The organism is Caballeronia sp. HLA56, assembly GCF_054655155.1.
The window spans coordinates 1,210,862-1,223,295 of record NZ_BAAHOB010000001.1; the positions used below are offsets into that span (position 1 = coordinate 1,210,862).

The 12,434-nt window shown below is 59.6% G+C and carries 8 protein-coding genes; all 8 read left to right on the forward strand.

The genetic code is table 11. The features are described 5' to 3' along the window. Positions 1–38: 38 nt before the first annotated feature. The 8 genes from ACYQ47_RS05540 to ACYQ47_RS05575 all read left to right on the forward strand — a co-directional run bounded on the left by ACYQ47_RS05540 (position 39) and on the right by ACYQ47_RS05575 (position 12,389). Positions 39–1,094: a glycosyltransferase family 2 protein gene (locus ACYQ47_RS05540; protein WP_459904704.1), complete on the forward strand. Its 1,056-nt coding sequence runs from the start codon at positions 39–41 to the stop codon at positions 1,092–1,094. A 22-nt stretch (positions 1,095–1,116) separates the two neighbouring features. Beyond that, positions 1,117–2,607 (forward strand): N,N-dimethylformamidase beta subunit family domain-containing protein, encoded by a 1,491-nt coding sequence (locus ACYQ47_RS05545; RefSeq protein WP_459904705.1) that lies wholly within the window; start codon positions 1,117–1,119, stop codon positions 2,605–2,607. A 337-nt stretch (positions 2,608–2,944) separates the two neighbouring features. Further along, the gene (locus tag ACYQ47_RS05550) at positions 2,945–4,210 is read left to right on the forward strand and encodes a flippase (protein WP_250509828.1); all 1,266 of its coding nucleotides are present in this window, start codon (positions 2,945–2,947) and stop codon (positions 4,208–4,210) included. Positions 4,211–5,055: 845 nt separating this feature from the next. Beyond that, positions 5,056–6,210, forward strand: a complete 1,155-nt coding sequence (locus ACYQ47_RS05555; RefSeq protein ID WP_244829139.1) for a glycosyltransferase — start codon at positions 5,056–5,058, stop codon at positions 6,208–6,210. 12 nt (positions 6,211–6,222) lie between these two features. Then, on the forward strand, positions 6,223–7,308 hold the full coding sequence (locus ACYQ47_RS05560; protein WP_244829138.1) for a glycosyltransferase family 4 protein: 1,086 nt from the start codon (positions 6,223–6,225) through the stop codon (positions 7,306–7,308). A gap of 22 nt (positions 7,309–7,330) precedes the next feature. Further along, on the forward strand, positions 7,331–8,524 hold the full coding sequence (locus ACYQ47_RS05565) for a glycosyltransferase (protein ID WP_250493113.1): 1,194 nt from the start codon (positions 7,331–7,333) through the stop codon (positions 8,522–8,524). Positions 8,525–8,548: 24 nt separating this feature from the next. Continuing rightward, positions 8,549–9,661 (forward strand): glycosyl hydrolase, encoded by a 1,113-nt coding sequence (locus ACYQ47_RS05570; protein ID WP_459904706.1) that lies wholly within the window; start codon positions 8,549–8,551, stop codon positions 9,659–9,661. Between the two features lie 367 nt (positions 9,662–10,028). Further along, on the forward strand, positions 10,029–12,389 hold the full coding sequence (locus tag ACYQ47_RS05575; protein WP_250466488.1) for a polysaccharide biosynthesis tyrosine autokinase: 2,361 nt from the start codon (positions 10,029–10,031) through the stop codon (positions 12,387–12,389). Positions 12,390–12,434: the final 45 nt, after the last annotated feature.

Below are 12,434 nucleotides of genomic sequence, written 5' to 3' on the forward strand. Positions count from 1 at the left end.
GTGGCTTCAACTAAAACTTAATCCGGTGACACGAGCCTATGACACGCGTCGAGAGCGACACCCCCAGAACCTTGCTGTCGGTGATCATTCCCGCCTATAACGTCGAGCACTTTATAGCCGCATCGTTGGAATCCGCGCTTTCGCAGCCGCGCTCCGACGAGATCGAACTTATCGTTATCGACGATGGTTCCACCGACCAGACACTCGCCCGCATTCTCGAAGTGCAGAAGCGCGCGCATGGCAAGCAGATTCAGGTGATTCACCAGGAAAACCGTGGTGTTTCCGCCGCACGCAATCGCGCGATTGCAGAAGCGAAATCGCCCTATATCGGCTTTCTCGATTCCGACGATGTCTGGTCCGCGGATTTCACCGCCAAGATCATGCCGCTCCTCGACGCGCAAGCCGCGGACATAATCGAGTTCAACGTGGGCATCATCAATTCTGGCGGCAAGGTGATCGACAACGTGAAGCTGATCGACCGCTCGACCATCGGCTCGCGCACGTGCGATCTCGACGCGCTGCTCGACTTCGCGCACGTGTATCAGGTGTTCCCGGCCGCGCGTGTCTACAAGCGCGAATTGTGGGACGGCATCGAGTTTCCGGCAGGCCGCGTGTACGAAGACGCCGCCGCCATTCCGCTCGTCTACGCGCGCGCCCGCACGCTGCATCGTCTGGCCGACGAACTGTATTCTTACCGCCGCCGCGCGGGCAGCATCACGACCAAGGCCACGACCTATACGGTCACGAGCCTCACGATCTGCGCGGAAGAAACGCTGCAACGCTGCGATGGCGGTCCGTACGACGCCTTCTGGCTCGCCATGTTCCACAAGATTTTCGGCTATGCGTGCCACCAGGCCGCGCGTGTGGATGCCCGCGCCTATGACGATGCGATCCGCGCGATCGAAGCCACGGCGGAGCGATATCGCGTGTTCGCGACGCAGCGCGGCGAAGAATTGAAGGAATTGCGTTTCCACAAGAAGATTGCCGCGGACCGCCGCCTGTTTCTCGCCAAGCGCCTGATCAAACGCGTGCTGGGCATGGAACTTCGCGCGCCCGCCGCCGCGCCGCGCGCAATGCCCGCAGGCAACCGATGACTCCGCGTATAAAGGCGCACTGATGCAGATCTATCCGATCAAGCCCGGCTTCACCGCTGGCGAACCGTTCAAAATCGCCGTGCAACCGGGATCGCGGTTTTCCATCGCCATCTATCGGCAAGGGCATGACGAGAGTCTGACGAGCGTGGGCGGCGTGGCCGTTCAGGCAGGCGGCGCCGTTACGGCGGAACTCAAGCACGGCAAGTACGTGTTCCAGTCGCCGGGCCGCACGACGCCCGTGCGCTTCGACGAAGACTGGGGCTGGCCGACCATCACCATCAAGCCGAACACGGCGTCGCTCGAAACGGGCGCGTATGTGGTGATCGCGTATGAAGTCGGCGGCAAGGGCGAGCCCCTGACCGAGCTCGGTCGACGCGCCGCCACGCACAAGCCGATCTTCGCGGGACCGCCCGACAGCGACAGCATGGCGCTCGTCATCGCGCGGCCGCGCAAGCCTTCCGCCGATATCGCGTATATCGTGCCGATCAACACGTATCACGCATACAACTCCATCGGCGGCGGCTGTTACTACGGCGACCCGATTCATCGCACGAAGCCCGCGACACGTGTGAGTCTTCGTCGGCCAGGCGGCGGTCTTGGCGCGCAACTCGGCGAGCCGAACGATCCCTATGATTCGCGCTCGCCGCGCCAGCAATTCACGCATTGGGATGCGAAGTTCATTCGCTGGCTCAAGGCGGAAGGAATTGCTTGCGACTTCTACACCGACCACGATCTGCATCGCGGCACGGATCTCAAGCTCGCGAACTACCGCTGCATGTTGAGCGTGGGGCATCACGAATACTGGACCACGGAGATGCGCGAGCGCGTGGCGGGCTTCATCGCGCAAGGCGGCAACCTCGCGGTCTTCAGCGGCAATACGTGCTTCCGTCCGGTCGATTTCGGCGATGCGCCTATCGAAGGCGATCTCAAGATCATGAACCGGCTTGCCGAGAAATGGCCCGATCACGATGAATCGAATCTCATCGGCCTGAGCTATGGTTACGGCGGCGGAAAATACGGCGAATGGAAACGCTTGCGCGGCGGATGGATCAGACGCGAGCGCGAAGCGATCGGTTTTACGGTGCGTCAGGCAAATCACTGGGTCTTTGCAGGCACCGGCTTGCGAGAAGGTCAGACGTTCGGCGCGGAAGATCGTCTCGTAGGCTATGAAGTGGATGGCGTGCCGCCTGTCGCGAATGGCTTCGTGACGCTTGCGGATACCGTCAAGCTCACGGGTTGGGATGTCGGCGGCGCGGGCGCAATGGGCGTCTTCAAGCCCGATGCGAATGGCTCGCCGGAACGAGGCGAAGTGTTCAATGGCGGCACCACGGACTGGGCGCGCGTTCTCATGAATACGAGCGCGCAGAGCCATGTCGTCGTCGATCAGATCACGCGTAACGTCGTGCGACGGTTCATCGGCTTGCCGCCGCTCGTGATCGAGCGACACGACACGCTTCTGGACCAGACAGTGAACAGCGAGAGCGAGATTGCTAGCGCGATGCTCGCCCAATAGTCAAGCAGTAGCCGGCAGTGTGCGTGTGCAAACCCACTGACGAATAAATTTTTTTATTGTTAAATACGTCCGGCACGACAACATGAACCGCTTCGCGTGGGCTTACCGCTCGAGAGCGGTTCATGTCGTTCATACTTGCGCTCCTTTGCCCTGAGGCCAAGGCGAGGATGTGTCTAACCCCATTGGTCTTGCTGCGCTCGAAGTGGCGCATGCGCCTGACGAAACGATTCGTTACACGCGTTGTCATGCAATGCCCTTTTAAACGGGCGAACATGCGACAAGGCCGCAAACTGCGTTACCGCGATCAGTCAGCGCTCAAGCCGGAACCTATCGTTACATGGCATCTTTTCGAAAGAACTTCACCATTCTGATGACGTTGCAGGTATCCACATACCTTGCGCCGCTTCTCACGCTGCCGTGGCTTGCGCGCGTACTCGGCCCCAGCGAATATGGACGCCTTTCGTTCGCACTCGCTTTCTCCGCTTATTTCATCACGCTTACGAATTACAGTTTCTCGTTGACGGCGACACCAAGAGTCTCGATCAATCGCGATGACCGCGCCATGCGCTCGCAGGTCTTCTGGGAAACCATCCTCACGCAAAGCGTGCTTGCGCTTGCAGGCTTCATCATCCTGCTCGCGGTGACGTTCATCGTGCCGTATCTTGCGGAAAACCGCGACTTGCTGCTCTTGGGCTTCGGCATGGCGGTTGGCTCCATGCTCATTCCCACGTGGTATTTCCAGGGCGTGGAAGACCTCGGCATGATCAGCGTATTCGTATTCATCGGACGCGCCTTGAGCATTCCGGCGATGTACGTCTTCGTGCGTCATCGCGGCGATGTCGATATCGCCATGGCCGTCAACACGCTCGTGCCGTTGTGCTCGGGCATCGCAATTTGCACGTATTTGTACTTTCGACGCGAACTCGACTTCGTGCCGGTATCGCTGCCGACCATCTTCACGCGCCTCAAGGAAGGATGGAGCGTGTTCATGGCCACTTCGCTCGTCGATATCTATGCATCGAGCAATATCGTCTTGCTCACCTTCATTGCGGGCAACGTGGCGGGCGGCTACTTCGCGGCCGGCGACAAGCTGATTCGCGCGGCGTTGAACATGCTTCAGCCGCTCAAGACGGCCGCTTATCCGCGCGTGAGCTTCCTCATGCATCATGCGCGCGATGACGCCTTCGCCTTTCTGCGCAAGATGTTCGTGCTGCAAGGGTCGATCGTCTCGCTCATCTCCGTATGCATTTTCTTCGGCGCGCCGCTTGCCGTGAAACTGCTTTATGGCCCCCAGTTCGCGCCGACCGTCGACGTGCTGCGCTGGATGGCATTCGTCCCGTTGATGGCCGGCCTCTCCGACCTCTTCGGCGTTCAGACCATGCTTCCACTCGGCATGAAGGCGCAATTCAGCCGTGTACTCATCGCTTCGGCTGTTCTGAACTTCGGTCTTCTCGCCGTGCTTGCCAGACTCTTCGGCGAGCAAGGCGCGGCAGCCACCGTGCTGATCGTCGAGACGTCGATTGCCACCGCGATGTTCTGCACCCTGCACTTCCAGGGCGTACCCCTGCTCCGGCGCGCCATGCCGGAAAGCGCCGGTTCCTGACCAGGCGTGAATCGTGCACAAGGCACGATTGCATCGGCATGACGAGCTTTAAACGGCTCCGTCATGCGGTGCACGGTTAGCCACTTCTACCTAATGTCCAGACGATTCACGCTCCCACATTTCCGTTCGACGACGCACCGTTACTGCAAAAGTTGCGTTTTTGTATGTGTCGAAACGCACGGACGCCAATTGTTTGAGCCGATATCGTATTAGTAACAACATCAGGTAGGCAGGGTGAGGACCGGAATGAACTCAAACGACCCGACGATCGAACGTGTGCGAGAACTCGCTGATCGTGCAGACAGGCTGCGTATGCAGTCCGTCGCGATTCCGCTCAAGGAACTCAAAGCCCTTGTGCAACTTTGCGACCAAGCGCTCGAACAGAAATACGCTTGGCTTAAGGCCGAATCGGAAGTCGATTAACCTGCTGCCTTGCTCGCTTGCATTCGTCTTTCACTGCGTGAACAAACTGTCGACGTTGGCCTAAGAATTCTTTAGACCAGTTCGCAGTTTTGATTTTCCTTATGCCAGATTCGCTAACGCGGGCTTTGCAAAGCCGATTAGCAGGGGAATCAGCAAGTCCGTGTGCGTTGCCGCCCGGTTCTGAGAGATCGAGGCGCACCGGTTAGGTTGCATATGTATTAATCGAACAGAAAAACTCAGGTCGATTAGTGATACTGCATTCCAGGCCGTCATAGATGCCTCCTTCGACGGAACCGATAACGGACCCAGCGAGGCGCGTTGGCAAGCGGAGCTCACCACTCCACCTATAAACACAAGACCGCCGTGCCTTCTCAATTGCGAATGCCGCGGGCGCTCGGCTTTTGCTCATTGCAGAGTTCTATATGAAAGAGATCGTACATATAACCGAAGCCTTTGGAGGGGGAGTCCTCTCCATGCTCACTCAGCTCTCGAACCGTGCTGCGGCTGCAGGCGTCGGCGTCACGATCCTCCACTCCATCCGGCCCGAAACGCCGAACAACTTCGCGAGCCTCTTTCACCCGGCCGTGAAGCTCGTCTACGTGAGCATGTTTCGCGAAGTGAGTGTGAAGAAAGACTGGACGAGCATGTGGGAGCTGGTGCGCAAGCTCAAGGAATGCAATCCGTCGGTCGTGCATTTGCATTCGTCCAAGGCGGGTGTGCTGGGACGGGCCGCCGCGCGCATTGCCGCGCCGCGTGCCCGCGTGTTCTATTCGCCGCATGGCCTTGCGTTTCTGCGTCGCGATGTATCGGCGGCAAAGCAGTTTGCTTATCTCAGCTTCGAGCGCATTGCAGCACGCATGGGCGGCACCATCGTCGCGTGCTCCAAGAGCGAACAGCACGAGATAGAAACGCAGATGCGCACGCGCAACACGGAGATGATCGAGAACGGCGTCAACGTGCTGGAGATTCCTTCGCGTCTTGAGAAAGACGGCCGTGAAGTCGTGGTCGGCATGAGCGGACGCGCATCGTTCCAGAAGAATCACGAAGCCTTCGTGCAGCTCGCCACCGATCTGCGCAACTCCACGACGCAATTCTTGTGGATCGGCGGAAACCTCGATGAATTGCCCGGTCAGACTGCGAGCGATTCAGTCGTATGCAGCGGCTGGGTCACGCGTGAACGCGCGCTCGCCCTGACCTCCGGCCTCGACATCTATGTGCAGACCTCGCGCTGGGAAGGCATGCCGATCGCGTTGATCGAAGCGCAGGTCGCGGGCATTCCCGCTGTCGTGACAGACGTGGTCGGCAATCGCGATGTCGTCTTGCACGGGCAGACTGGCTTCGTCGCCACGACGCACGAAGACATGCAAAAGTACATCGCCATGTTGCGCGACGACCCTATCCTGCGTGCGCGCATGGGCGAAACCGCGAAAAGAACGGCTAGCCGGCGCTTCTCGATGGAAGCCATCTTCCGCAAGTGGCTCTCGGTATACGAATTCGGTTCGGACAGGTACTTGAAAGAGCCCGTCGAATCGAACGAATTCGAATCGTACGAACCCACTTCCGAATCACAGTACTGACCCGCCCGAGACATGGACACATCTATTGCCCCGAACAAGCTCGTCTACAACGGCAGGTTCACGAGTCAGAAGACCACCGGCGTACAACGCGTTGCGCGCGAGCTCGTAGCCGCGCTCGTCAAGCTGCCGCAAGGCTCGCATGTGACGCTTGCCGTGCCGCCGCAAGACGGGCTCGAACCCGTGGCCGGCGTCGAAACCGTGAAGCTCGGCTTCGGTAAAGGCGTGCTGTGGGAACAATTCGTCCTGCCACTCTTTGCGGGCCGCTCGCGCATTGTCAATCTGAGTAACTCGGGTTCGATCTTTCGCGCGAACCAGGTCATCTACATGCACGATGCCGCAGTGTTCGACACGCCCGCGCACTTCTCGTGGAAGTTCCGCATGTGGTATCGCGTGATGTTCTGGATTCTCGCGCGCACGTCGAGTTGCGTGATGACGAATTCGGAGTTCTCGCGCGACCGCCTCGCGCATCATGTCGGTGTGGATGCCAAACGTATCGGCGTCGTGCCGCTCGCAGCGGACCATCTCGATCACGTCGTGCCGGACCGGTCCGTCATCAAGGATCTCGATCTCACGCCGAACCGGTACGTGCTTGCAGTGAGCAGCATGAACCCGACAAAGAACTTTCAACGTCTTGTCGACGCGTTCATTCGACTGAACGATCCGTCTATCGACCTCGTTATTGTCGGCATGAAGAACGCCACTATTTTTGGCCGCGCGCATGATCTCTCGAGTGCGCCTAACATCAAGCAAGCGGGCTACGTGAGCGATGAAAAGCTCAAAGCTTTATATCAGGATGCAGCTTGCTTTCTTTATCCTTCGATTTACGAAGGATTCGGCATTCCGCCGCTGGAAGCCATGCGCAATGGCTGTCCGACGCTTGTCGGACGCGCAGCGGCGCTGCCGGAGACGTGCGGCGACGCATCAATCTATTGTGATCCGTACTCCGTCGAGGATATTTCGGCTAAGCTGCGCGAATTGCTCGACTCGCCGGCACTAAGCGAGGATCTCAAGCAGCGCGGCATTGCACACGCGGAGAAGTATCGCTGGACGGAAAGCGCGCGCATGCTCATGCAGTTCATCGACAAGCCATCGCGTTGAACGCGTTTTTGGGGGAAGGCCGGTGAAGTTAGGTATTTACTGCGATTCGGGCATCAATGGCGGGCACGAGGAAATGCTCAAGCGCCTGATGCTTGCGCTCGTCGCAAGCACAGGTATCGAGACGCTTAACATTCTCGTGCCGACCGCTAATGAACCGCTTTTTCGTTATGTAAGCGAACTATCGCTCAAGCATAAGAAAGTGAAGGTCATCGGTCTTACCTATACGGCCGAATCGCTGCGCGGAAACATGATCGAACTCGTCCGCATGGTGCGCTCCACGGCCGCCATCCTGCGTAGTCTCGAACTCGAAAAATTGTTGATCGCGCAAGGCACCATCGCTTCCGGTCTCGCAGGTCTTTTCGCCGCGCGCCAGGCGCGTGTTACCGCCGTGAGCTATCTTCCTCTCGTGGACGAAGCGCCGGAAAACGCGGGCGCCGCCGAGAAGATCAAGTGGCTCATCAAGCGCGTGTTGTATCGCATGCCGGATGAATTCGTCACGCTCAACGAGCACTTGCGTGGCAAATTGCGCGCACTTGCGCCGCGTGCGCGGACCACGATCCTCGAAAACTATGTCGATGACCGCTTCAGCCGTTCAACGCTCACGCGTTCGCAAGCACGCGCATCGCTGGGTCTGCCGGATGACGGCACCACGATCATCGCGCATATCGGCAGATTGAATTTCCAGCAGAAGCGTCAGGACTTTCTGATGCAGGCTATCGAAAGTCACAAGGAAGCGTTCGCGCGAACGCTGGTGTTGATCGTCGGCGAAGGACCGGATGCGGAGCGTCTCGAAGCAATCGTCGAGAAGAGTCCCGCGCTTGCCGCATGCGTGCGTATTGTCGGGCCGCAGAAGGACGTGCTGCCGTATATCGTCGCAAGCGACACGCTCGTGTTGCCTTCAGCGTATGAAGGCGTGCCGCTCGTGATGATCGAAGCGGTGCTCGCGGAACGTCCAGTTGTCGTGTCGCGGGTGTCGGGTCTCGAATCTTATCTGCCCGATGCGCTGCTGTTTCCCGTCGACGACTCCGCGTCTTTCGTAAAGCGAGTCTTCTCGGCGAGCACCTACTCGATGGCCGCGCTCACGCGCGACTTCCGCCGCCGCTTCTCGCGTGAAGTTTTCGACGCGCAAGCGCAAAGCATCCTGACGAGCGCATCGAGCTCGCGCGGCGCGGCCAATCCCGCCACGCGCGAACATTCGGACATGCTGGCCAAATAGTTTCGCCTTCCCGAGGTCCAGATATTGAAGCGAACGATTCTGATCGTAGTCGCCTTCTTCGGCGCAATGCTTTGCGGCTCCGTTCTGCTCTTCGCGCGCAGCGGCAGTCCCGATGCGTATCACGCAAGCCGCACCGGCGGCGCCAAGGCCGATGCCAATGCCGACACCCCATCATTCGCCGCACCCAAGATGAAATGCGGCAATGAGTCGGCCGGCGTGTTCTACGGCATTGCTGGCCATATCGAACATCGCGGTGCGTATCGCACGAGCGACTATGGTTTGCAGATTTCGCAGCTTCGCGAACTCGGCGTCACCGTGTACGCCCAGGACGTCTCGAACGAAGAAAGCGCGCACATGGTCGCGGACTTCGCGCGTCAGGCGTCCAGGCAGTGCATCGGCGTGCTTGCTCTCGTGACACCGTTCGAAGTGCAGAAGCGCGCCAACGAAGCGGAAGCATTCGCGCGCGGCTACGAACTCGGCAAGCTCTCCGGACGCATTCTGAAGGGCGTGGTGACCTACTATCAGGTGGGCAACGAGTACGACAACTGGACCATACGCGGCGATGACCGCAGCGGCGAGCATCCGTCGGATTACGACAACGCGATGTACATGAAGGCGCGCGGCTCGATCCTCGGTCTCATCAAGGGCATTCGCGAATCCAACCCCGACGCCAAGATTCTGCTCACGTCGTTCAGCTGGCTGCATTTCGCCTTTCCGGACATGCTCTTTTCCGGCACGCAGCCGGACGGAACCAAAGGGCATCCCGTGCCGCAATGGGACATTACCGTGTGGCATTGGTATTCCGACATGGGTTCGATCACGGCAGCGGGATCGCAAAAGACCAACGTGCTGGAGCGTTTGCGCGACAGTTACGGCAAGCCGATCTGGATCACGGAATACGGTGTACGTCCGGATCATCCCGACCCTTCGGGGTATCTCGTGGGAAAGAACGCGCTGGGCGGTTTCGTCTCGATGGCGAAGACCTATGGCATTCAGAACGTGACGCTCTACGAGCTTTACGACGACCAGCGCTTTGGTGGCGACGGCAACTACGGCGTGATTCACGACGACGGTAAAACAAAAAAACCACGTTTCGACGTGGTCCGCGAATTCATCAAAGCCAACCCTATGCCGTGAGGCGTGCCCGGGCTCAGGCAAACCGCGCATTATCGCCCAAATCCGCCATCGCGCAAGCGGCATGCCTGACCTTTCGAGCATTACAACGTTCGGTACTTAACAGACGCAGATAACTCAGGGCCGGAAGATGCCCCTTAGGATAATTTTTTTCTATTTATCTGCAAGTATCGTAGGGGTTTGCAAGATGCGCCGGGGCTGTCAAGGCCCGCGCTGACCGACGCCGCAGGCCCCAAGCATTCATGTTGCTGCGACTCACCGGCCGTACCGCCGGATTAAATAAAGCAAAGAGACGTACCGCGGCTTTAGCCGCCGGGGCATTCGTTTTTTCCAACGCCCTGACAACTACGTTCTAACTATCGAATTGAGGATGGCGCCTTTGAACACGCTCTATGTCAACTCCGGATCTTCGCGCTCAGGCAAGGACGACGGTGAATTCACCGCGAGCGATATGCTCAAACTGCTTCGCGACCATATCGGCATGCTGATGCTGTTCATCGCGGGCGCGGCCTTGCTCGCCACGGCTTATGCGTTTCTCGCCAAGCCGATCTACTCCGCCGACGTCATCATCCGCGTCGATCCGCCAGATCCGAACGCGCTCGGCATCACGCCGCAGAATCAGCAGCAGATGCAGCAGCAGGCGCAGACCGTCAATCAGATCGCGCCCGCCGAGATCTCGGTGATGCAAAGCCGTTCCGTGCTGGAACCGGTCGTCAAGCAATTTCACTTCGACATCAAGGCGAAGCCGCGTACGCTGCCGGTCCTCGGGCAGATCGCCGACCTGTTCGCCAAGCGCGGTCAACTTTCGCCCGCATGGCTCGGCCTCGATTCGTATGGCTGGGGCGGCGAGGAACTGAACATCGGCCGGCTCGACGTGCCTGCATCGCTCGAAGATTCGAAGCTTGATTTCGTGCTGCTCGACAAGAACCAGTACGAACTGCGCGACGAAGACGGCGACGTGCTCGTGCGTGGCACCGTTGGCCGTCCGGCAGCTGCGAATGGCGTGTCGATGCTCGTGGACAGCGTGGTGGGCCATCCCGGCGTGCACTTCGACGTGATCCGCTACAACACGCTCGACGCCATCGCGCTCATGCTCAAGACGATGAAGGTGACCGAGTCAGCGAAGGACACGGGCATCGTGCAGATTTCGTTCAATGCGGACGACCCCGAACTCACGGCCAATGTCGCGAACGCGCTCGGTCAGGCGTACATGTCGGCGGCAGTCGCGAGCCGTCAGGCCAACGACACCAAGACGCTCGAGTTCATTCGCGGCGAGTTGCCGCGTCTCGAAGCCGACCTGAAGACGGCCGAAGGCAATCTCAGCGCGTTCCGTTCGAAATCGCAGTCGGTGCAGCCGGTTAATGAGGCGCAAGCGTATTTGCAAGGCAGCATCACGTCGATGCAACAGCTCGCCATGCTGCAACTGCAGCGCACGCAGGCCTTGCAGCGCTTCCAGCCCGACAGCCCGCAAGTGAAGAACCTGGATCAGCAGATCGCCCAATTCGAAGCGACCAACAAGCAGATCCAGTCGCGCTTCGACAGCATGCCGGCGTCGGAGCGTCAAAGCGCCGAACTCACGCGCGATGCACGCGTGGCCGAAACCATCTACCTCGGCATGATGAACAAGGCCGAGGAGCTGTCGGTGCGTCGAGCGAGCACGAGCGGCGGCGCGCATATTCTCGACAACGCGCTGCGTCCGCATCGCCCGGTGAAGCCGAACAAGATGCTCGTGATTCTCGCAGGTACGGGTCTTGGCTTCTTCGTCGGCACGTTCTTCATCTTCCTGCGCCGTCACGCCATGATCGGCGTGACCGACCCGATGTTCGTCGAACGCCGTCTGTCGGTGCCGGTGCTGGGCGAGGTACTGTTCAGCCGCCAGCAACTCGTGCTCGATCACGAGATCGCGGTGTCGCCGGTCGGACGCGCGCTCGGCTTCTCGGGCACGCAACAAAACGGCGCCGCGCCCAAGGCCCTGCCGCACTACGACCAGGCGCAACACGATGCCATGACCATGCCGCATGTGGACGAACGCGACGAAGACGCTCGCGTGCTTGCCTCGCGCTTCCCGCACGATCCGGCTGTCGAAGCGCTGCGCGCCGTGCGTACCGAGTTGTATCGCGATCTCGTCAATGCGCCGAACAACATCGTCATGTTGACCGGCCCGATTCCGTCGGCAGGCAAGAGCTTCGTCGCGGCCAACCTCGCCGTGCTGCTCGCGGAAATCGGCCTGAAAGTGTTGCTGATCGACGCCGACATGCGCCGTGGCCATATCGCGTCGTTCTTCAAGCAGTCAAACCCTGGCGGCCTCGCGGAAGTGCTGAAGGGCGATATCGGCATCACGGATGCGCTGCGTTACGTCGGCGTACCCGGCCTGTCGTTCATGTCGTGCGGCGGCTATCCGCAGAATCCGTCCGAATTGCTGATGATGCCGCGTTTCCGCGACATGCTCGCGCGCATGAGCGACCAGTTCGACCTCGTGCTCGTCGATACCCCGCCGTTCCTCGCCGTCACGGATGCCGCGATCGTCGCAAGCGACGCGGGCTCCACGGTGCTGGTGTTGCGCTCGGGCATTCAGACCGAGGAAGAGATCGAGGAGACCGTGAAGAAGGTGCAGCGCGCGGGCGGCAGACTCGTGGGTTCGGTCTTCAACGCAATTCCGCGCCGGCGCAGCAACCGTCGCAGTTATGGCTATGCCGCGGCATACACCAGTTCGTTCAAGCCGGTGAATTAAGCTTGGCCCACTAAAAGAGCGATTACGCAACGCCGCGTGTCTCAC